The following is a 20,766-nucleotide window of genomic DNA, read 5'->3' on the forward strand; positions in this document are numbered from 1 at the left end:
CCTTCTACCTCGGCGGGGCAACCTTCTGGCCGCCCCTATGGATGATCTCCTTGATGCGACCGACGATAAAGAGATACCGGTCGGCGTCCAGATATCCGAGGTCGCCGGTCCGGAACCAGCCGTCCTGAAATGCGGACGCTGTAGCGGCGGCATCATTGTCGTACCCCCTGGTTATGGTGGGACCTCGCAGCGCGATCTCTCCACGTTTGCCGGATGGCAGGCGACGGCCGCCCCTGTCCAGTATCCCGATCTCCGGGCCGGCCGGCCGGCCGACTGAACCGCGCTTTCGCCGCTGCAAGGGATTAGCAGCGATCTGAGTCGCAGCCTCCGTCATGCCGTAGGTGTCTATAACGGGAACACCAAACAGCGCTTCTAGTCCGTCGAGCACTTCCGACGACAGAGACGTCGAAGCCGAACGAACGAGCCGCAAGGAGGACTGCTGCGCAGCCTGCCTGTAGGGATCCGCCGCCGCCAATAGTGCGCGATGGATTGCCGGTACCGCCGTGTACCAGGTTGGTCGGAACTCCGTCAGCCAGCCGAAGAACGCTGTTGCATCGAAGCCAGGCGGACAGACCGTACTGGAGCCTGCCGCAAGCGCGGCCAGAAGTCCGGAGATCAAGCCATGCCCATGAAAGAGAGGCAGTACGCTTAGCGATCGGTCGCGAGCCTCCAGCTCCAAGGCGGCGCCAACGTTGTCGGCCGACAGACAGACGCTCGCATGGGTCAGAGGGACCGTTTTGGGCCGCGACGTGCTGCCAGATGTCATCAGGATGAACGCGTCGTCAGCGCTGGACGCAAACTCGTCGTCATCCAGGAGCTGCGGTGCCCGACCGGCGACACTGAACGCGCCGGCTCCCTCGTTCGGCCGAATCGACACATCGATCACCGGCACGCCCTGGATTTGGGCGGCGCGTCGGCTGGCCGAATTCAAGTCAGCGTGCGTCAATAGCGCCGCCAGCTGCAATTCGCCGAAATAACGCTGGTATTCATCACAGGTGAAACCCGGATTGAGAGGTACACAAACCGCGCCGGCCGCAACCGTGATCGCCGCTACTGCAGCCTCTGGTCCGTCCGGCAACACGACCGCGACCCTGTCAGTTCGGCGCACGCCGACGTTCCGCAACCCGAAAACCACTTCATTTGCCAGCGTCCACAGCGCACCATACGTCATCGGCAGGCGTGCGGGCGCCAGAATGGCGTGGCGCTCCGGCGCATTGTTCGCATGTTCGGCGAGGAGATCTCGAATGCACGCAAACGGGTGCCTACCGGCGCTCTTGCGCGCGGTACCGTCCTGCAATTCCCTGATGATATTCGACAACGCCGCTCCCTCTCGTCGATGTCACTCCGTAGCTGCGCTGTTGGAGTCATCTTCCAAAGCCCATCAAACACATTGAAGGGCGGAATAGCGGATAACGTCGTCCGGCAATCGACCGCAGGCACCTCGGCTGCGCTCAAGCAGGTTCGTCAATCTATATGTATCCAAGCTGCACGTATTTGGATACCTATAAGTCTACAAAATCAGCCACGAAGAGCTGTGAAATTCAGCAAAACGACCCTTCCTCGCTAAGTCAACGACAAGGATTCCGAGCGGACTTGAGTGACCAATTCCGATGCCGCCGACGACGATCCGATCGCTGAGATCCTCGGGCGCGGTCAGAACGGGTTGATCGATCCGGTTCTCGCTGGCCATGTGTACTGTGCGTTGCTTTCCGCGCCGTCCAGCGCGTCGTTGAGCTGTTCACTGGCTCTATTCGGCTTGATGAGCTCGGCGGCGAAAGCTGCGACGCCGCGGCGCACTAGGACCGATCGACATTCATTGCATCCAGATCATTGCGGCAGCGAGATGGATGAAGCCGGTAAAGTTGGCGGCTCGCCTGTCATAACGGGTTGCCAAGCGTCGGAAGTGTTTGAGCTGGCAAAAGCAGCGCTCGATGCGATTGCGCTGTTTGTAGGCGTCGGCGTCGTGCGGAATGATGATCCTGCGGGTGCGGTTTGACGGGATCACCGCCGTTGCGCCGATTTCCGCAATGATCGCCCGCAGGGCGTTGCTGTCATAGGCCTTGTCGGCGAGCACGGCATCGCCGCTCTGGCCGTGGAGCAGTGCGGGCGCCTGGGTGATGTCATTAACTTGCCCAGCCGTGACGATGAAGCGGAGCGGACGGCCGAGCGCATCAGCCAGCATGTGGATCTTGGTGGTCAGTCCACCTCGGGAACGCCCCAGCGCCTGATCTTTGGCCCCCCTTTTCCGCTCGTCGCCTGCTGGTGGGCGCGAACGATGGTGCTGTCGATCATCAGATACTGGTTGTCGCGATCGGCGGTCAGAGCAGCGAACACGCACTCCCAGACGCCGGCATGGCACCAGCGGCTGAAGCGCTGATGCACCGTTTTCCACTTGCCGTACCGTTCCGGCAGGTCGCTCCAGTGTGCGCCCGATCGCAAAACCCACAAACATCCGTTGACGAACAGTCGATTGTCCGCAGCCGTACGTCCCGGGTCGCCAGCTTTCCCCGGCAGCAGTGGCGCAATCCTCGCCCATTGCGCCTCCGTCAGCTCATATCGTTTCGCCGCCACCATCTGCTCCGTGTCTCGAATCACGGAACTCTATGAATCAGCGATCAAACCGCTTGGGAATCCTGAATGTCGATCGGTCCTAGGTCGTGCCCCTCATCGTGCCGGGTAATCTTGGTCTCGACGAGAATCTAATCCAGTAGCGAGACGTCGGTGGTCGAGGTGACGACGTCGGCGATGGTTGTGCGCTTGTATCGGTCGTAGCGCCAGCTCTCCTAAAGAAAGCTCGTTGATCCGCCGACTTCGGGCTTAAGGACAGCTCGCTCAAGAGCCGCGGCCGCGCGCTCGTTCCTGCGCCATATGCGTTAGCCCAACTTAATCCCTGACAAAATCAGTTGCGACCGAGTTGGCTCATGCGAGCGATATCGATGCTTGCTACCCGCCTTCGGATCTGTTCAAGCGCGGCGCGGCGAGGAGGCTCGTCGATGAGTTGCGGTGCCTCGGGATGAGTTATCGCACGATAGCGCAGTTCGGCAGCATCGAGCGCAAGCGCAGGCTCCCAGCTTTCGAGCCTGTGTTCGACAACAACCTGTTCCAGGTGTTCGAGCAGCGGAATGGCTGTCGTGACGAAGCCGGTGTCGATGCAAAAACGTGCTTGCGCAAGTCGGCCGATGAACCGGCCACGTTCCGAGGTCATCCCGTCCAACACACTTGACAGCTTCTTGAATGCGGCCTGCGGCTGTCCAGCATCGATGAGCCTGTCTGCCTCGGCAATCTTTGCCTCGACAGGATCACACCGCTCCGTTTCCCCCACGGCGAGCCAGGCGCGCGTTTCCTCGTCGGCGTACGGCCGGCCGTCGTTGAACTGACAATCCAGGATTCGTGGATAACATCTGGCCAGCAAGGCGACTGCCGCGCGCACAGCCGTAGCAGCGGGCTCAAATAATGGCCCCATTTTCTCCAGAGCATTTGCAGCGTGCCGGTGAGCATCGAGCCAGAACGGTTGGGTCCAGACCAACTCTTCGGCCATATTCACGACTGCGCCGTGCTGATCGGCTGCAACCTTCGCCTCAAATGCGCAAATTTCATCGCCTGGCGGCAATGTCGTCGTGCGGCCATCCATGTCGGGCGGCAGTTCGTCAAAGCGCATCCACGAGCCGACGCGATTGAGCAGATAGACTTTCGGGTCTGCGGGCGCGACGACGCGCCGGGCGGCAGCAGCTTGCCGTAGCATATTGAGCAAACGGTCGATCAAGCCGGCCCAGTCGCCGCCGGCACCGATCGATCCAATTGCCGCTTGAGCAGTCTCGACTGGAGGGGTGGATTCCACCGGCGCAGCGACCGCTTGCTCGTCAGCTTGGGCCACCTCAGCCACCCGCTCTGCTGCGGCGGCAATCGCGTGCTTGGCTTCTTCGTAATGCGATTTCAGCGTCCTGAACAAATCCTCCAAAGCGACCTGCTCGTCGGTAAGCTTCTGGCTGAGCAGGCGAGCAAGATCATCGAGGGCATCATAGGCGTCGAGCACAGCGGGATAATCGGCTTCAGTCGGGGCATTCTCGACTATTGTCAGCCTCAGGCGACCAACGAGCCAATCGATCGCGCCGGCCCGCGCGCGTTCCTGCTTGACCGGTGGAAAAAGCTCCTCCCAATAGGCGTCCAACGTGCAGCGCAGAACGCCCAAGCCGACGGCGAGCCCTTGATAGCCTTCGGTACGAAACAGGCCGTAGGTCGCCCAGCAGGCGACCAGAATGTCTTTTGACTGCTTCGACAGGATGTCGAGCGACAGCACAACGACCGTCCGCCAATCAACCGCAAGCGGCCCCTCGGCCTCCATGCGCCGCACCTCAGCTTCGAGCCGTTCGAATTCAGCCGCCTCACGTATATTGCTGCCGGCAGGTGCTGGGCCCGGCACCGGCGCAGCGCCCAGTTGCACGCGCGCATCAATGTCGGCACGAACCGCAATCCAGTAATCGATCATGGACACAAAGCCATCCAAGAAAATGCATTGCGACCGATCGCGGCATTGGCACGGTCGGCTGCGCATCCGCCGCACAAAATAAACCAAAAGACGACAATCTTGTAAGCCACCGCTGCCACTCCTGCAGGCGCTACTGGAGCTCATTCCTATTTGAGTCCTTCAAGCCTTATGCCAATGGCGATAGCTTGGTTTGTCGAAACTATATGCCTAGTCACGAGTGTCATGTTCCCGACAGCATGTGGCAAGTCCGACATCAGAGACGTTGGTCTCCGGATGGTCGGTTAATCACCGCCCCGCAGGCGCGGATTTGTCCAATACGGAGCCTCTAGTTCATCGCCGGGACACCTCCAGTCCTACATCACGAACGAAGGAAATCGCCCGAGCCATCCCGTACCCGACCAGTTCCGACGGCGACAGCGAGACCTTTGGGCCGCCGGAAGGGCGAAGCCCGACAAGAACCGCAATCAATTAGCGGCCACTGGATAAGCTGACCATCGCGAGTATTCCGGAAAGGGAGGTGGAGGCCTCATCTGACGGCGTTCGGCATTCGTACACACAAAGTAACTGGCCTCGCTCCTGCCGGAAATGGTAGGGGGGCCCCGCTGCGCTTTTGGATATTCTTTGCCTATTCGGACGAGACCCCCTTTCCGACTGAAGCATCCGGCAACGAAACCATGCGATTGAAGTCTTGCAGAGATCATGAGCTCTCCAGAGAGCCAAGACTAAGGAGGCGGCCATGAAAACGCTCTTGGAAGCACGCGGAGACGAAGATGCGTACAGCATTCCGTTGACCAATTTGGATGTAAGCGAAGCAAAGCGCTTTGAAGATGACAGCATATGGCCTTGCTTCGAACGGTTGCGAAGAGACGACCCCGTTCACTACTGCCAGGACAGCCCATACGGTCCATATTGGTCGATCACGAAATACCGCGATATCGTGGAGGTCGACACAAATCACAAAATATTCACGTCAGAGCAAGGCGTGACAATCGTCGACGTGCCCGAGGAGCATTGGACTCCGAGCTTCATTAAGATGGGTCCTCCTAAACATGCCGAACAGCGCAACACCGTAAGTCCGATAGTCGCACCGGACAATCTGGCGAAGCTCGAAGGATTAATCCGCCGTCGTGTCAAAACGATTCTGGAAGGCTTGCCGCGCAATGATCCCTTCAACTGGGTGGACATGGTCTCGATTGAGTTGACGACGCAGATGCTGGCCACGCTGTTTGATTTTCCATTTGAGGACCGGCGACTCCTGACGTACTGGTCGGACATAGCCGTCACAACACCGAAAATGGGCCACGCCATCGACAGCTGGGATAAGCGAAGCGCAATCCTGTCCGAGTGCTTGGACTATTTCACTCGGCTTTGGAATGAGCGGATAAATGCAGAGCCGCGCCTTGATCTCATTTCGATGATGGCGCATTCATCCGCGACCCGGCAAATGGAGCCACGTGAGTTCCTCGGAAATCTCATTCTCCTGATCGTGGGCGGGAACGACACCACGCGCAATTCGATCACCGGAGGTCTGCTGTTCATGAACCAGCATCCGTCCGAGCTACAAAAGCTACGGGATAACCCCAGCTTGGTGTCGAGCGCTGTGTCCGAGATTATACGGTATCAGACACCCATCGCGCACATGCGCCGCAACGCCACCACTGATGCCATCATGAGGGGCAAGCAAATCAGGAAAGGCGACAAGGTCGTCATGTGGTACATCTCCGGTAACCGCGACGATGAGGTGATCGAGGATGCCAACAGATTCGTGATTGATCGCAAGAACGTGCGTCAACATCTTTCGTTCGGATTCGGCATCCATCGTTGCGTCGGTCGACATCTTGCGCAGCTGCAGCTGAAAATCCTCTGGGAGGAGATGCTGAATGCACGCTTGGAGGTCGAGATCGTTGGCGAACCGCAGCGAGTTGCGTCCAACTTCGTGCACGGTTATTCTGCACTCCCTGTCCGACTCATAGCCTAGGCTGTGATTCCCGGAAATGAGGAATGGCCTGCAGGGCAGAACCTTTCGGTGCCCTTTTGACCAGTTTCGCCACTGCACGCGGACCGGCGTGCCCCGCTCAAGGTTGCCATCGCGCTAGCGCCGGTGCCTTTCGACTAAACTTGCATTGGTCCGCGAGCCCGCCTTCGTGTGACGCATTTTCCAACGACCTGAAAACCTGCAAGCCCCGCCCTCCTCGGGCGTAGGATTACGCTCAGGCGTTTCGCCGGTCGCGATGTCAATGATTCGCTTAGCGAACTTGGTTCGAGTCTCTTCGTCGCTTTGGGCGTCATGGTCGCCTCAGAAAATCATTGCCGAAGCGATCCCGAAATTCCTCAAATGTCTCCTCAAATCGGTCGAACCCCTCCTTCTTCATCTTAGCGGCGAAACCGACGCTTCGCGGGGTCCCTTTCAGAGCTGCCCAGAAATAATCGACCATTCCGACGGCATCGCGCTCCGTCAAACGGATAATTGTCAGCCTGATGCCCTGCTTAAGGCTGTTAGAGGCAGTCGGCGACACTAAAATCGGGTCGAAGACATGCTCATGGAGATAATCCATGATCTTCTGTTCTTTGGTGCCGAGCGCCTTGGTCATCCCAGAAATATGCGACGTTGACGGTCAATATTCCAGTAGCAAAACAGCGTCACGATCAAACTGACCACTGTCAGCACTACTTTAAGTAGGGTGTTTCCCGGGCCGACGAAGTCTTTTTCAGTGACGGGCAGCCGCAAGCCTCGAAAACCTGCACGAGCAGGCTTTCCGCCTCCGAGGCTAACTGAATTCTTTGCGCTCGAAACGACCCAAAACGACCAGAGCCTGTTGGAGCTTGTTCATGCGGCGAGCCAGCCGCTATTTCGTCCGGACACAGGTTCCGTATGTGCCGTAACACTGATAGCCAGCACGGTTCTTGTGGGGCCGCAGCGTACTGTCGTGGGTCTTGCGCTCGAACAGCTTGCCGCAGACCGTGCAACGAAAGACATAAGTGAGGCCGCTGCTTGACGCACGCGATCGACGGCGCGTTGAGGCTCGCGGCAGCACAAGGCCAGCAGGCCGTGACGTTAGAGGGATCGACTGCGAGCCTGTCGGCGTCAACTCGATCGGATAACGTGGCGAGAATGTTGTCTGCGTCTGCGAAACTCCAGAATGCTGTCGAGGCGATAGCTGCGCGGCTGGCCGCTATCCGCACGAACTGCCATCAACAGAACGTCGCCCGCGCGGGATCGCCGCAAGGAATAGGCTTCGATTGCGCGAGTCGATCGCCTGCCCTGTTGGTCGCGATAGTCGAGATTGACCAGCAAGCGGTTGGCGGCGGCAAAACGAATGGTCTCAACGAAGGTCTGGCCATGTGATCCCGACGGAAGACTGACGATGCGCTCGCGGATCGCTTCGGCACCAGCACCACCGAGAAGCGGCATCGTCGGCAGCACCGACGCCGCAACCTGGCCATGAAGCCACCCAAATACCTCCGGCAGAGCGTCCCAGAAGGACGCGATCGGCAGCAAGGCCGGAAGCTGATGGTTGAGCATGCCGGACCAGCCGGCCTCAACATCGCCGCGGTGCGGTTCGACGTCGACGAGTTCGAGGCAATTGGATGCCTTTGAACGCGCATTTCTCGCGCGGCACCGTGACGAACTGTTGCTGCTCGGGCCGGGCGTCGGCGTTGCGGTAAAGGTTGACGACATCATAGAGATCGCGCGGCCGGGTGCGTTCAGCCAGAGCGCGGAATTTTTCGGCAAAGGCTTCGACGTAGTCGTAGGCGAGCACCTCAATCCCTTCTTCCGGCGCGTCGGAGTAGGGATGAAAGATTTCTACCGTCTCGGGCTGCAGGACGACGCGTTCATCGGCGGTCAGGTCGAGCTTGACGCGCGGCAGGGACCGGGTTGGCGAGACCGGCCCCTTGTAACTGATCTTGCCCTGGCACGCGGATTTTTGAGGATTTCGAATCCCTGCTGGTCGGCGGGGATTTCGATGCCGGTCTCGTCGTAAATCCAACCGCCGATTTCGGCAAAGACCCGCTTCAGGAAGGCTTCATCAAGATGCGCCTCGTTACGCAGCGTAAAGTCGAGGTCCTCGGAGAACCGATAGGTCTCGAAGAAGCACTTCTTGAGACAGGTCCCGCCCTTTAATATCCAGTTCTCAGCAAGTTCCTCATGAGCATAGATGCCCGAGCATCCAGCCGAGGACGTAGTCCTTCTCGATGATGCGGATTGAGCGATGTCTGCGCGGCAAGCTCGAGAATTTCACGCTTGTCGATCAACCAGTTTCTCCAGATGTCCAGGATGGCGAAATGAGGAGCCGCCATCTTGAGATGAGTCTCTTGGAATCCAAAGCAGGATCGAGCTTGGCATTGCCTGCCGTGAGGCGGACGCGGCAGAGTTCAACCAGCGTGGCGCCGTCAGCGCGTCTTTCCGCAAGGAATCCAAGGCGCTTGACCACGGCGCCATTGCCAAGCTGATCGGCGTATTCGATCAGCTTTTGATCGCTGCGGTCTCCCCGTTTGAAATATGCAACCAGGCAATCCGACACATGCTGAATGCCCCCGCCGAGCGCTGGGTCATCGAGCATGTCGATGATCGTCCGGTGGACATCGGAGACCGGCACCTTGGTGTTGTGGCGCCAAATGGGCTTGGTGCCGAAGATTTTCTCCGGCTTCAGATGCTTCAGTGTGAAGTCGAACCCCTGGCGCTTCTGATGCCTCTCGCGGATGGCTTGCCCGGTGACGACCACGATGTCTTTGAAAATCTGCTCTGTCAGGTCCCAATGCTCGGCAGCAGTAGGGCCGGCGATATAGCCGGGTGCGAAAAGCGCCGACACGAGCACCCAGGCATCGTCGAGAACTCGTTCCGAGCCGAGTGTGTCGATCGACACCGGAACATAGGCACCAGACCCTACCCGGCGCAGCCATCCTTGCTCGCGCCATCGAGCGAGGCGTTTGGCGGCTTCAGTCCGCGAAACACAGAGCGCCATTGTCACATCGGCAATGTGGATCTCGTCGCCCGAGCCGGCGAGAACCTGCCGAAGCTGGGCGCGGCCACGGGGCAGCCGTGATTGGATTGAACTATTCATGCGTCAGTTTCGCAAAAACTGCGAATTATTACCTGCATAGTATATAGCGCAGGATCAGACGTCGAAATTCGTAATAAATGAGAATTTTGACATACGATATGTATAACCGGATGTGTCTGAGCATCTGCTCGAGGCCGTGCAGCATAGCCTTGATGCACACCCAGAAGAACTCGCAAATATTGCCAAGCAGGCGAAGACCGGGCTCCAGACCGACACGCTTGAGGCTGTGATCAGTCGCGGTTACTTCAGCGGCGCAGAGATCCTCGCCTGCCGCGAGGCCGGCATCACCGTGACCTTACCCCAACCGTTGACGTCGGACGCCCAAGGCGGACGGACGCTTCGGTAAACAGGACTTCGCCTATTTCAAGAGATCATCAGCAAAAGGCCCGAACAACCAGTTGCAGGCGCAGCCCGCCGATCCAGTTTCCGCCCGGCGCCCTTTCCAGTCCCCAATCTCGCCAGGGGCTACCGACACGCAGAAGTGGCCTAACAGGACCAAGGCCACGCGTTGTAAGTCCGCGCCTCAAGTAGAAAACCCCGGCATCGCTGCCGGGGTTTTCGCATTTCGTGGTTCGACGTGACGCGGCCGGGTCAGAAGTCCATGCCACCCATGCCGCCCATGCCACCACCCGGAGGCATCGCAGGGCCCGCAGCCGCCTTCTTCGGCAACTCGGCGACCATGGCCTCGGTGGTAATCAGGAGCGCCGCCACGGAGGCGGCATTCTGGACTGCGGTTCGCACGACCTTGGTCGGGTCGATGATGCCCTTGGAGACCAGATTGCTGTACTCGCCCGTCTGCGCATCGAAGCCGTATGAGTACTGCGTCTTCTCCAGGACTTTGCCGACCACGACCGAGCCGTCTTCACCGGCGTTGATCGCGATTTGACGCGCCGGCCAGGACAACGCTTTGCGCACGATCTCGACGCCGGTCTTCTGGTCGTCGTTCTTGGTGCGCAGGCCCTTGAGCGCTTCAGTGGCACGCAGCAGAGCGACGCCGCCACCCGGCAGGATGCCTTCCTCGACAGCCGCGCGGGTTGCATGCATCGCGTCATCAACGCGATCCTTGCGCTCCTTCACCTCGACCTCGGTCGCGCCGCCGACGCGGATCACCGCGACGCCGCCTGCGAGCTTGGCAAGACGCTCCTGCAGCTTCTCACGGTCGTAGTCCGAGGTGGTCTCCTCGATCTGCGCCTTGATCTGGGCAACGCGGGCGTCGATGTCGGCCTTCTTGCCGGCGCCGTTGACGATCGTGGTGTTCTCCTTGTCGATCATCACCTTCTTGGCGCGACCGAGCATCTGCAGCGTGACGTTCTCGAGCTTGATGCCGAGGTCTTCCGAGATGGCCTGGCCGCCGGTCAGGATCGCGATGTCCTGCAGCATGGCCTTGCGGCGATCGCCGAAGCCCGGAGCCTTGACGGCCGCGACCTTCAGGCCGCCACGCAGGCGGTTGACGACGAGGGTGGCAAGCGCTTCGCCTTCGACGTCCTCGGCGACGATGACCAGCGGCTTGCCGGTCTGCACCACGGCCTCGAGCAGCGGCAGCAACTCGTTCAGCGAGGAGAGCTTCTTCTCGTTGATGAGGATATAGGCGTCGTCCATCTCAACGCGCATCTTGTCGGCGTTGGTGACGAAGTAGGGCGAGATGTAGCCGCGGTCGAACTGCATGCCCTCGACGACGTCGAGCTCGGTCTCGAGCGACTTGGCTTCCTCGACCGTGATCACGCCCTCGTTGCCGACCTTCTTCATGGCGTCGGCGAGGAACTTGCCGATCTCGGCATCGCCGTTGGCCGAAATGGTGCCGACCTGGGCGATCTCCTCGTTCGAGGTGACCTTCTTCGAGTTCTTCTGGAGGTCCGCGACAACAGCCTCGACCGCGAGGTCGATACCGCGCTTCAGATCCATCGGGTTCATGCCGGCGGCGACCGACTTGGCGCCTTCACGGACGATCGCAGCCGCCAGCACGGTCGCAGTGGTGGTGCCGTCGCCGGCCGCATCAGCGGACTTGGAGGCGACTTCGCGCACCATCTGGGCGCCCATGTTCTCGAACTTGTCCTCGAGCTCGATCTCCTTGGCGACGGTGACGCCGTCCTTGGTGATGCGGGGAGCGCCGAACGACTTCTCGAGCACCACGTTGCGGCCCTTCGGACCGAGGGTGACCTTCACCGCGTTGGCGAGGATGTCGACACCGCGCAGCATACGGTCGCGGGCCTCGACGGAGAATTTGACTTCTTTGGCTGACATGATGAGTTCCCTGAGTTTGATGTCTTCTCACCTTGGAGGGGCGCCCGCAGGCGCTCCTTAGGGCGAGCGGTGCGAGCGGGTGGATTAGGCAGCCTTCCTGCTGGACGACACGTCGGTAAGAACGCCCATGATGTCGCTCTCCTTCATGATCAACAGCTCCTGGCCGTCGATCTTGACCTCGGTGCCCGACCACTTGCCGAACAGGACGCGATCGCCGACCTTGACGTCGATGGGGATCAGCTTGCCAGCCTCGTCGCGGCCGCCCGGGCCGACGGCGATGATTTCGCCCTGCGAGGGTTTTTCCTTGGCGGTGTCTGGAATGATGATGCCGCCAGCGGTCTTCTCGTCTGCGTCAATGCGTTTGACAACGACGCGGTCATGAAGTGGACGGAAATTCATGCAGCCCTCCTAACTGTTTGCATGGTTTGATAATTTCTGCATTGTTAGCACTCGATACGAATGAGTGCCACAAGCGAGACTGAAATAGGACAGAGGTTTTTCGGGAGCAAGTGTCCGTAGCAGAAAAAATTGGATACTTCGCCACCCGATCTGGGAGTTGCATTAGCAATCAGTGCCTCAACGCAGCCTCGGACCGCGTGCTCCAAGCTGCGACGGAGGCGTGGCCTGATCACGCGTCGGCGATCTCTTGCGTGCTCGCAGCAGACGGGGGTCCTTAGCAGCCGCTCACGAAAGTCGCATAATCGCGACGGGTTACACGTGCCTTGACCGGGAGATCGTTCCCGACCTAACGGCCTTGGAGGACACGTTGCGCACGGTCGCATCGTGGAAGAAAGCGCAAGTAGCCTCGCCAGCGTCCACCAGCATCTTTGTTACGGTGTTGATCGACACGCCGGTAACCCGGCTGAAAAGTTCATGTTACTTAATCGCCCGCAAGTCACTTTCTGCCGGCCGGCTCTCAGGACCAGCCAAGTTCCAAAGCAGCCCCTCAAGCTCATCCAAGGGCAAATGGAGGGTCGCCGCGATGTCATTCTTGGTTGTTCGCTCACTCCAAAGCTGGGTAAGCACCTTTCGCCAAAATCGCGGACGTTTCCCTCGGAATGCCATTCGGCTCTCCGTCGCGATAACCCCACTTGCCCAAATCCATGATGATCGACTTGTAACGCCAGTCTGACAGCATGCCCAAGGCATGCAGGCGATATGAGAGAGCCATCGCGGATACGCGCCATCTGGTCTTAGCTGCCAAGATCGCTTGCGTGGAAATTGGCATTTGAACTTGAGCCCGAACATCTCGTGACGGCATCAAGAAGAAGAGGCGAAGCCGTTGGCTTCTCGCTCGGCCGCCCTCGTTTCCTTGGCATCGCCATGCTTATGCATGACGAGGTGACCAAGTTCATGCGCAGAATCAAAAATGCTGCTTTCCGCCATCTTGAAATTGTTGAGGAAGATATAGGGCTTGTTATCTCGCCAGAACGAGAACGCATTAACCGACGCAGTGTTCTCGGCAAGAGAGAAAATCCGCACCCCTTTGGTTTCTAGAAGAGCCAGCATGTTGGTTATTGGGCGCTCGCCTAGTTCCCAATACTGACGCAGCGCCGCAGCAGCGGACTGCGGTTCGGTCTCATAGCTCAGATCTATTAAACTCGGCTGAGGAAGCTGGAAGCGCTCTTCTACGCTCCGAAATCTACCGCATCGCCATGAGGCTAACCTGCCGATGATTCCAGCCCTTGCGCGTTGCGCAGGTGGGGAAGACACTGGTTGTGGCGCGTCGCTCGAGATCGGAGCCGCCACCGGTGTGATCTCGACGGGAACGAAAGTTGGTACGGATCTCCGCCCAGTCGACCCTGGCGCGCCTATCGACGCCAAGTGAACAGCAGGCTGTGAGCCATCCCGTGCCGGCGCGCGACGCCGCAGACCGTCTCGCCAGCCTGCAAGGTCTCTTCGACAAGGCGAACCTTACTCAGCACAATCTCCGCGGCCTTCGCCGGGTGCTTAAGTCGCTCTGCACATTGCGGCTGATGATCGGCACGGTCGTGGCGACACCAGACTTGTGCTGCCGCTGCTACTGCTGGTCATGAGGCTCGTCGACGTCCCCCCTCTGGGTTGCTGATGCTGGCGCCGGCGGCTCCGGGCATCGGCCCGCAATTCGCCGCTCATTTAGGGCGGGGCTGAGAGGCTTCCCCGTCGGTGAGCCTTTCTGCAAGATCGTAGCCGGCGGGGTCGGAGCCGAGCTCGGCTACCCCCTTGGCTAATTCGGTTCGGAGCGAACTCTGGAAGTCATCGTCATAGGTCGCGATGCTTGTGCGGATCGCCGCTCTCCACTGATCGCCGCGATTCCAAGCTTCCGTAAAGGCAGAGGCAATATCGGCATGCTGCCGGTTTGCGGTCATCGCCTCGATGATCGATCTGGCCTGAAGCCGATCCTTCGCGCTCTTTGCGGTCGCATCGCGATCCTCCTTCCGGCGGGACCCGACGATGAGCTTGTGGACGGCATATCGTTCCGGCGACGGGACAAGGACCGGCACGCCGGCGCCATGCAGCAGCACCGCGCGGATAGGGTGATAGATCAGGTAGTCGAGGAAGCGGAGCGGAGACGCCGCCGCCCCGCCCAGCGCCGGCATCGGGACCGGCTTTCCTGCCTGGTCGTCGGACCATTGGTTCGGCGTCAGGAACTCGACGTTGAAGTTGCCCCTCGATACGAATCGAGTCGAGACCCTGCCGTCGGCTTGGCTCGGAACCTCGCGAAACGTCGGGTCGACTTGGCGGAGCACGTCCAGGATGGGTGGCATGGAGTCCTTGATGGCCACCGAGATTTCGTGGAATTGCGCAAAGTGCGCGTCGCCAGTCTGCATAGCGGCCGCCTCAAGGCGTCGACCAAGCACAGCGGCATAGCACTGGTACGCAACGGTGCCGACGAGCACTCCCCGCAAGCGAAAGAAGCCAGCCTTCGCTAGCCCCTCCACGACTTGGCCCGCTATCGGCAGAGGGCGCGGCAGATAGGCTTCGCGGACTAACGTGGAGACGAGACGGCGACGTCCTTTCAGGTCGGCCTTCAGATCCTTGAACGCCTCGACCCTCTTGGTGATCTCGGGATCGTTCACGGGACCGACATAGCGGCGATCCTGGCCGCCGCCCTCGGGTTTGGGCGTGTCGAAATACCAGTATTTCTTGCCCTTGACCTCGACAGCCACGAACCGTCCGTTCGAGGAGAACTCCGAGGTGAAGCTCTCATCGAGGCTGCGCTGGACCAGTTCGGAATAGAGTGTCTGGTAGGTAATATCGAGGGCTTGGTTCGCCGGCATATCGGAACCTCGTTATACTATTTTTGTGGAAATAGTATAACTTTCGGAACTTCGGCGCAAGTCCGCTATACTATTCTCGCTAAAATAGTATAACTTGTTTTAATTTCAGTGTCTTAATGAGACAACGCGCAGTTTTCGCGCACGCTTCGCCCGAACCCGAAAAGGAAATGAAAACTCACTGCCCAGTCCCGGGATGATCAGACCAGGTTCCGGAAATAACACGTATGAATCCGAGCGCAAGAAATCGCCTCTTTGTACCCGGAGTCATACGGTGCCCGATGACACAATTCCTTGGCCTGCTCCATGCACTCTCATGGGAGCCAGGATTTTGCCACGTCCTTCCTGGGGCCGGACCAACGCCGCATCGCATGTATTTCAAGCGAGCGGCGTTGTTGTTTAAAGACCAACGAAAATGACCAATCCCGACTGTGCTAATTTGGCGAAGCGAGTGTCCTAACCAGGACAGCACCCGAGAGACGTCCGATCGTAATGCGTCCACCCGTCGACGCCATCGAGCACGACATAACGGCGCTCTCTCAGTTCATCCGAAAACCCTTCACGGACGACGCGCCCCACCAGGCGCTGGCTGCCCTGTTCCGGATCGAAGATGGCAACCGGCGCGTCATGAGCGGCTTCTTGCTGCACTTGCGTGTCGATATCGGTGGTTGCGGAGTTTCGTAAGCCCCGGTTCTTGCGATTGATAGAACAAGTCGTTCCGAGAATGGCAGCATAGCCAGGCGGCCCATTTGACTAACGCGAGGATAACGGCAGGGCAGTACCGGAACTAGTCATCCGGACGTCGGTACGGATCGTACCAATCTGCGCGCTCTAAATCTCTAAACGCTATTGGTACCGACGTAGCCGGCGGGAGCTAGCTCCGTCTGCATTGACGCCGGCGATGTTGCAAACAGAGCGTGGATTTGAATGACCATTGTTATCGTCGCCGCTTTCATGGTCACTCAGTCCGTAACGTCGCGGCTGTTATGAGCCGCATGACGGCGACGCAGTAGGGTCATCTCCGCATCAGAAACGGTCGAGTTATCGCATTTCACGACTACGCGTATGTTTGGACGCGATATCGCGCCGGGAACATCCTTGTGATTCGCACCAGAATCGAATCGTGTTAAATCATGCCGAGCCGATATGATCGATCCAACCAAAGTCCAGACGCGTAACGCCGACGGCATCACGGCGCCGCTACGGCACGCGACCTTCCGGCGCATTTGGCTTGCGAGCCTCCTCTCCAACCTCGGCATCTTGATTCAAGGTGTCGGTGCGGCCTGGGCGATGACGCAGATGACGTCCTCGGCCGACAAGGTCGCGTTGGTGCAGACCGCGCTGCTGTTGCCGGTGATGTTGATTTCGATCCCAGCCGGCGCGATCGCTGATATGTATGATCGGCGGATCGTGGCGCTGGTTGCGCTTGGCATCGCGTTCGCCGGCGCAATCGCCCTGACGGTCGTCGCCTGGTCGGGCCTCGTCACACCCAACCTCTTGCTTGTGCTCTGCTTCGTCGTTGGCGGCGGCATGGCGCTGATGGGACCGTCTTGGCAATCGTCGGTCAGCGAACAAGTTCAGTCGGAAGCGCAGTTGCCTGCGGCCATCGCGTTGAACGGCATCAGCTACAATATCGCACGCAGCGTGGGGCCGGCGATCGGCGGGATGGTGGTGGCGACCGCGGGCGCAGTGGCTGCATTTGCACTCAACTCGCTCCTCTATCTGCCGTTGATGGTCGCGTTGTTCCTGTGGGAACGCATCAGCCGGCCCTCACGGCTGCCGCCTGAGAGATTGAGCCGGGCCATGGTTTCTGGTATGCGCTACATCAGCAATTCACCGTCGATCAAGATCGTGCTGGCCCGCACTCTGGTGACCGGCATCGTCGGCGGCGCGATCACTGCGCTGATGCCGCTTGTCGCGCGCGACCTTTTGCATGGCGACGCACAGACCTACGGTATCATGCTCGGCGCCTTTGGCCTGGGTGCGGTGATAGGCGCGCTGAACATCACTGAAGTGCGCAAGCGGTTGAGCGGCGAGGCCGCGATCCGCGCTTGCGCGTTGTCCATGGGCGCTGCGATCGCCGCAGTCGCACTCAGCCGCGAAACGGTGTTGACCGCGGCAGCACTGGTCCTGGCGGGGGCCGTGTGGATGATGGCGTGGGCGGTGTTCAACATTGGCGTGCAGCTGTCGGCGCCGCGCTGGGTGGCCGGACGCGCGCTTGCAGCCTATCAGGCGGCGAGCTCCGGCGGGATTGCCGTCGGCAGTTGGGGTTGGGGCCATCTGACCGACACGGCCGGAGTTGCAATCGCGCTGCTGGTGTCGGCCGCGCTGATGCTCGCCTCACCACTAATCGGTCTTTGGCTGCCTATGCCCCGCATCGTCGCGCGGGATGAAGAGGCCAGTTTGCTCGCCGATCCTGAGGTACGGCTCGGCTTGACCGGACGCAGCGGGCCGCTCGTCGTCGAGATCGAATACCGAGTTGCACAGGAAAATGCGCGGGCGTTTCATAATGTCATGCAGGACGTACAATTGTCCCGCCAGCGCAACGGCGCCTATGGCTGGTCGATCGCGCGCGACATTGCCAATCCCGAATTGTGGACCGAGCGCTACCACTTCCCGACCTGGTTCGACTACTTGCGCTGGCGCAACCGCTCGACCCAGTCGGAGCGTGCGCTGGAGCAGCGAGCAATTAACTTCCACATCGGCTCCACGCCGGTACGCGTCCGCCGCATGCTGGAAAGGCCGTTCGGCTCAGTACGCTGGAAAGACGATACGCCGGACCACACGACCGCCGAAACGCTGCCGGAGATCCCAAGCAGCAAGGGCAGCACGCAGTCGGCCGCACCGGATGACCAAATGTCCCAGTGTGCCAGCAGGCAGCGGAAAGCTGCAAGCCGTTCGAAATGAGGCATGCGGATTGTCCTGGAAATAATCGCGGGTTGCTTGAGCATTACCGAACCTTCCAGGATGGGTGCGCCATCGCGGCCTCACCCGAGGATTGACCAACCCTAATGTCGGGCTGACTGGGATGCTAGCGAATTCCAGTATACTGCGCTCGCAGCTCAGTCTCAATGTGCAGCTTATGCTCGAGCCATCCGAAGATGCGATCGTCGAAAGACACGAAGTTTTCGATCTCCCCTGCAGGAGCCGGATCATCTGCGGTATGGCCAATGGCCAACTCCACGTTGATGCGCGCTGCCATGCAGTCAGCTTGAAGTGTGACCGCCTCCGATACGCTGACGATGTTGCTTCCCCCGGCGACCACCAGAGCTGGGCATCGCAGCTGTCGCACCAATCGCGAGCGAAGCTCCGACACCACGTCCGCGTTGGCTGTCATCCTTGCCATCCAGTCCACAGACGCCAATAATCGCACCAGACTCCAAAAGCCACAGTCGCAAACCGCCGCAACGACGCGGCTATCAGATACAGCGAAATCAGTAGCTAGAGCCGCCGACAATCCTTCTCCGTAGATGCCGATCCGACGGGCATCGACGTCAGGCCGACTTGACAAGTAATCCAAGCAGCCAGACAACATAGTTCCGATTTGACGCCCGTGCGATTTGAGACGTCGTCGTGAGAGACAATCAGAACCGACGTGCCTCGACCAATCACCGCAGGCAACAGCCTTCCGAGCAGCGTCGCTCCTGTTTCTCGTTCGCTGCTGATGCAGATGACTGCCGGCGCGCACAATTCGGATCACCCGCGGGCAAATAGTAGGCTTGGAATTCCTCGGCTGTTTCACCTTCAGCCTAGCGCGAGGATAATGGATAAGACGAACGTCGCCGCGCCCTCCCGGTCCGAGAGTGGCCGAGTAGCGCTCGCCGTTGATCGTAAACTGGCTGGGTCCGAACTGGTTTGGCAGCAGATTGATATTACCCTGCACGTCAATCAGGATGTCTGAAGCTAGCCGGGAACCGTGCTCCCAGCCCTCCCCAACGATAGTCCCGATATCCCGCAGCTCTTCAAAAGACCCTGATGGACCAACGAACGACGCTCGTCCGGCAATGCCAGAAGCCAGCATCGATTGACCATCGTCGTGCAAGTCATGAGGCGTGGGCGGATTGATATTAACCAGTGACTGACGATCGCCGTAGATGTCTGACGACGGATGCCGTGCAGATGATGATGGAGCGGGTCCTCCCACCGTTTCCTTCAACAAATCCGAAGCTCCCTCGCTCGGGGTCGCCGGCATTGCTGGACGGTCGTAAAACGAGCTGAACTGCGGGCCACGGTACGGCGCGGATGATGAGGGTCCGGTTTCTCGGCTCGGCTCCCTCAACAATGTCGGCCGCATCCCGTCGTAAGGTACGCTCGATGATCGAGAGGGCCCATAGATCACCTCCCTCAACGAATTCCCGGCTCCCTCACTCGTCGTCGCAGGTGTTGCGGGTAGCGTGTGCGGCGCCCCGTATTCTTGCACGCCTGCCCTACCACCTGAATGCGCTTCGGGAGGAGGCAACCCTAGCCCTCGGTTCGCGTCGAGGATTTGTTGGTATTGGCCAAGCCTCCGCAAATCAGGGTAGAGTTTCGTCTCCTGGGTTTCACGCTTGTACGCCCTAACGTCACTGGCAAACCCATTGGTGAGGAGACGACCAGCCATGGCTCCTCCGTTTTGGATTTGCAGCCAATCACTCAGACTGGAAGGGCGCCGAGCCTGCCTATCGACAGTCTCCGGCCCGATCCTGTGTGTCGCTTTTTCCGCCGCAGCCCACATGTCGATGAGAGTAGCATCTGCGGGGTAAGGATTCAGGCGGCGGACATCGGCTGACAGCGCCCTTCCGGCGCGTGCCTCCCGGAGCTTGGCCAACGCCGCCTTCATGCGAGTGCCGAGTTTTCTTATCGGCGCATGGGTTTCTGCATCGACATCCAGCCCAGGTGACAATGCGGGGTTGTCAGTTCGAGCTGCAATTGAAGCCCTGCGGTTCTCGCGCACACCGCATTTCTCAGGGTGCCATCGCTCAAGCTGCCAGTGGCGCTCGCCGCGAACTCCTGAATGATCGCTTCGTCCTCCTCGCGAACCCCTTGCGTTCGCGCCGGCTGCTTAGCAGGGTCGGCGCGAAATGTGATCAAAGTGAACTCTTGATGCGCCTCGGAGCCGGACGACTTTCCGCTGCCGTTTCCCCCAAACGCCTTTCCAACTCCTGACTTGATGCGCGACCACAGTCCACGTCGTTTGCTGTTCTTGGGTTCGATCGCTGACCGCGGATCTGGTCGGGTATAGCGTGCGCTGCTGAAAAGATCTTCCAGCAAATTGGACTGCGGCGATAACTGGGTCGCCCTCCCCCGGCGCTCATGGGGGATATTTGCGCTGTGGCGCGCGCTGCTGAACGAATTGTCCCTCAGCCGCGAACATGACGGCGGCCGCATCGAACCGCCGAGTTCGGCGTGCCGGATCTGTCCAGTCTGCTCCTCAGGGCTCTCGTCAAGTAAATTCGAGCTTGCGGAACTCGCATCGGGTGAATTGAGTTGCAACCTTTCGATCTGTTGCTCAAAGCTGCGTTGCCGGGCACGCGGCTGTTGTCCCGCCCGCTGCCTTTGCTGCATGGCGGCGTACTGCCGCACCCAAGCTCCTGCATTGAATGGGTCGACTGGATCCATCATGCACTTCTTTTCTCGGTAAAGGTCCCGTGGGCTCGCAGACTTGCGCTCCTCATTTGTGGGGACGCAGGCGGCAGCGGCTCGAGGCGAGAGCAAGACTCAGCCTCTATAGGAGGCAGCT

At 59.7% G+C, this 20,766-nt stretch carries 18 protein-coding genes and 3 pseudogenes; 3 read left to right on the forward strand and 18 right to left on the reverse strand.

Annotated features, from left to right (window positions below; translation table 11 throughout):
• Positions 1-4: 4 nt before the first annotated feature.
• The 4 genes from ACSKB9_RS14855 to tssA form a co-directional block, all read right to left on the reverse strand.
• The gene (locus ACSKB9_RS14855) at positions 5-1,318 is read right to left on the reverse strand and encodes an AMP-binding protein (protein ID WP_438074037.1); all 1,314 of its coding nucleotides are present in this window, start codon (positions 1,316-1,318) and stop codon (positions 5-7) included.
• A gap of 192 nt (positions 1,319-1,510) precedes the next feature.
• Positions 1,511-1,690, reverse strand: a complete 180-nt coding sequence (locus ACSKB9_RS14860) for a hypothetical protein (RefSeq protein ID WP_411784374.1) — start codon at positions 1,688-1,690, stop codon at positions 1,511-1,513.
• A gap of 123 nt (positions 1,691-1,813) precedes the next feature.
• Positions 1,814-2,574, reverse strand: a protein-coding gene (locus ACSKB9_RS14865; protein ID WP_438074039.1) for an IS5 family transposase whose coding sequence is annotated in 2 segments (ribosomal slippage) — positions 1,814-2,229 and positions 2,229-2,574 — 762 coding nt in all. Because the reading frame shifts where the segments join, the coding sequence is not laid out codon by codon here.
• Between the two features lie 325 nt (positions 2,575-2,899).
• Positions 2,900-4,486 carry a type VI secretion system protein TssA gene (gene tssA / locus ACSKB9_RS14870; RefSeq protein WP_438074041.1) on the reverse strand — a complete coding sequence of 529 codons (1,587 nt, stop codon included), beginning with the start codon at positions 4,484-4,486 and terminating at the stop codon, positions 2,900-2,902.
• A gap of 736 nt (positions 4,487-5,222) precedes the next feature.
• Here tssA and ACSKB9_RS14875 point away from each other — a divergent pair.
• Positions 5,223-6,464, forward strand: coding sequence for a cytochrome P450 (locus ACSKB9_RS14875; protein ID WP_438074043.1), 1,242 nt, complete (start codon positions 5,223-5,225; stop codon positions 6,462-6,464).
• Between the two features lie 307 nt (positions 6,465-6,771).
• On the opposite strand, the gene ACSKB9_RS14880 is transcribed toward ACSKB9_RS14875, so the two are convergent.
• The 5 genes and pseudogenes from ACSKB9_RS14880 to ACSKB9_RS14900 all read right to left on the reverse strand — a co-directional run bounded on the left by ACSKB9_RS14880 (position 6,772) and on the right by ACSKB9_RS14900 (position 9,549).
• Positions 6,772-7,077 carry a hypothetical protein gene (locus ACSKB9_RS14880; protein ID WP_438074044.1) on the reverse strand — a complete coding sequence of 102 codons (306 nt, stop codon included), beginning with the start codon at positions 7,075-7,077 and terminating at the stop codon, positions 6,772-6,774.
• A gap of 494 nt (positions 7,078-7,571) precedes the next feature.
• Positions 7,572-8,009, reverse strand: coding sequence for a hypothetical protein (locus ACSKB9_RS14885; protein WP_438074045.1), 438 nt, complete (start codon positions 8,007-8,009; stop codon positions 7,572-7,574).
• A 16-nt stretch (positions 8,010-8,025) separates the two neighbouring features.
• Positions 8,026-8,475, reverse strand: coding sequence for a nucleotidyl transferase AbiEii/AbiGii toxin family protein (locus ACSKB9_RS14890; protein WP_438074046.1), 450 nt, complete (start codon positions 8,473-8,475; stop codon positions 8,026-8,028).
• Positions 8,476-8,498: 23 nt separating this feature from the next.
• A pseudogene (locus ACSKB9_RS14895) lies at positions 8,499-8,699 on the reverse strand (nucleotidyl transferase AbiEii/AbiGii toxin family protein); the annotation flags it as partial.
• A gap of 37 nt (positions 8,700-8,736) precedes the next feature.
• Positions 8,737-9,549, reverse strand: coding sequence for a type IV toxin-antitoxin system AbiEi family antitoxin domain-containing protein (locus ACSKB9_RS14900; RefSeq protein WP_438074047.1), 813 nt, complete (start codon positions 9,547-9,549; stop codon positions 8,737-8,739).
• A gap of 112 nt (positions 9,550-9,661) precedes the next feature.
• On the opposite strand from ACSKB9_RS14900, the gene ACSKB9_RS14905 reads away from it, so the two are divergent.
• Complete coding sequence (locus ACSKB9_RS14905; RefSeq protein ID WP_438074048.1) at positions 9,662-9,895, forward strand: hypothetical protein; 234 nt, start codon at positions 9,662-9,664, stop codon at positions 9,893-9,895.
• A 245-nt stretch (positions 9,896-10,140) separates the two neighbouring features.
• On the opposite strand, the gene groL is transcribed toward ACSKB9_RS14905, so the two are convergent.
• The 7 genes and pseudogenes from groL to ACSKB9_RS14940 form a co-directional block, all read right to left on the reverse strand.
• Positions 10,141-11,790 (reverse strand): chaperonin GroEL, encoded by a 1,650-nt coding sequence (gene groL, locus ACSKB9_RS14910; RefSeq protein ID WP_438074049.1) that lies wholly within the window; start codon positions 11,788-11,790, stop codon positions 10,141-10,143.
• A gap of 84 nt (positions 11,791-11,874) precedes the next feature.
• Entirely contained in the window at positions 11,875-12,189 is a 315-nt protein-coding gene (gene groES, locus ACSKB9_RS14915) for a co-chaperone GroES (RefSeq protein WP_074131207.1), read from the reverse strand.
• Between the two features lie 333 nt (positions 12,190-12,522).
• Positions 12,523-12,654 (reverse strand): annotated as a pseudogene (locus ACSKB9_RS14920) (IS1 family transposase); the annotation flags it as partial.
• Between the two features lie 396 nt (positions 12,655-13,050).
• Positions 13,051-13,299, reverse strand: coding sequence for an ImmA/IrrE family metallo-endopeptidase (locus ACSKB9_RS14925; RefSeq protein ID WP_438074050.1), 249 nt, complete (start codon positions 13,297-13,299; stop codon positions 13,051-13,053).
• A gap of 302 nt (positions 13,300-13,601) precedes the next feature.
• Entirely contained in the window at positions 13,602-13,715 is a 114-nt protein-coding gene (locus ACSKB9_RS14930; protein ID WP_438074051.1) for a transposase, read from the reverse strand.
• 186 nt (positions 13,716-13,901) lie between these two features.
• Positions 13,902-15,050, reverse strand: a complete 1,149-nt coding sequence (locus ACSKB9_RS14935; RefSeq protein ID WP_438074052.1) for a nucleotidyltransferase family protein — start codon at positions 15,048-15,050, stop codon at positions 13,902-13,904.
• A 453-nt stretch (positions 15,051-15,503) separates the two neighbouring features.
• Positions 15,504-15,695 (reverse strand): DUF3363 domain-containing protein, encoded by a 192-nt coding sequence (locus ACSKB9_RS14940; protein WP_438074053.1) that lies wholly within the window; start codon positions 15,693-15,695, stop codon positions 15,504-15,506.
• Between the two features lie 498 nt (positions 15,696-16,193).
• Between ACSKB9_RS14940 and ACSKB9_RS14945 the strand changes: the two are divergent.
• A pseudogene (locus tag ACSKB9_RS14945) lies at positions 16,194-17,879 on the forward strand (MFS transporter); the annotation flags it as partial.
• Between the two features lie 199 nt (positions 17,880-18,078).
• Here the strand turns inward: ACSKB9_RS14945 and ACSKB9_RS14950 are convergent.
• Together ACSKB9_RS14950 and ACSKB9_RS14955 are read right to left on the reverse strand one after the other, a co-directional pair.
• Positions 18,079-19,206, reverse strand: a complete 1,128-nt coding sequence (locus ACSKB9_RS14950; RefSeq protein ID WP_438074054.1) for an alpha/beta hydrolase family protein — start codon at positions 19,204-19,206, stop codon at positions 18,079-18,081.
• 677 nt (positions 19,207-19,883) lie between these two features.
• On the reverse strand, positions 19,884-20,648 hold the full coding sequence (locus ACSKB9_RS14955; protein ID WP_438074055.1) for a hypothetical protein: 765 nt from the start codon (positions 20,646-20,648) through the stop codon (positions 19,884-19,886).
• Positions 20,649-20,766: the final 118 nt, after the last annotated feature.

Source organism: Bradyrhizobium sp. BR 1433 (genome assembly GCF_051547665.1).
Lineage (GTDB): Bacteria > Pseudomonadota > Alphaproteobacteria > Rhizobiales > Xanthobacteraceae > Bradyrhizobium > Bradyrhizobium australafricanum.

Bases quoted from the DNA above. Each gene is read 5' to 3' on its own strand.
- ACSKB9_RS14860 (WP_411784374.1), bottom strand. From the start codon at position 1,690: ATGGCCAGCGAGAACCGGATCGATCAACCCGTTCTGACCGCGCCCGAG.
- tssA (WP_438074041.1), bottom strand. From the start codon at position 4,486: ATGATCGATTACTGGATTGCGGTTCGTGCCGACATTGATGCGCGCGTG.
- ACSKB9_RS14875 (WP_438074043.1), top strand. From the start codon at position 5,223: ATGAAAACGCTCTTGGAAGCACGCGGAGACGAAGATGCGTACAGCATT.
- ACSKB9_RS14880 (WP_438074044.1), bottom strand. From the start codon at position 7,077: ATGACCAAGGCGCTCGGCACCAAAGAACAGAAGATCATGGATTATCTC.
- ACSKB9_RS14885 (WP_438074045.1), bottom strand. From the start codon at position 8,009: ATGCTCAACCATCAGCTTCCGGCCTTGCTGCCGATCGCGTCCTTCTGG.
- ACSKB9_RS14900 (WP_438074047.1), bottom strand. From the start codon at position 9,549: ATGAATAGTTCAATCCAATCACGGCTGCCCCGTGGCCGCGCCCAGCTT.
- groL (WP_438074049.1), bottom strand. From the start codon at position 11,790: ATGTCAGCCAAAGAAGTCAAATTCTCCGTCGAGGCCCGCGACCGTATG.
- groES (WP_074131207.1), bottom strand. From the start codon at position 12,189: ATGAATTTCCGTCCACTTCATGACCGCGTCGTTGTCAAACGCATTGAC.
- ACSKB9_RS14925 (WP_438074050.1), bottom strand. From the start codon at position 13,299: ATGCTGGCTCTTCTAGAAACCAAAGGGGTGCGGATTTTCTCTCTTGCC.
- ACSKB9_RS14935 (WP_438074052.1), bottom strand. From the start codon at position 15,050: ATGCCGGCGAACCAAGCCCTCGATATTACCTACCAGACACTCTATTCC.
- ACSKB9_RS14955 (WP_438074055.1), bottom strand. From the start codon at position 20,648: ATGATGGATCCAGTCGACCCATTCAATGCAGGAGCTTGGGTGCGGCAG.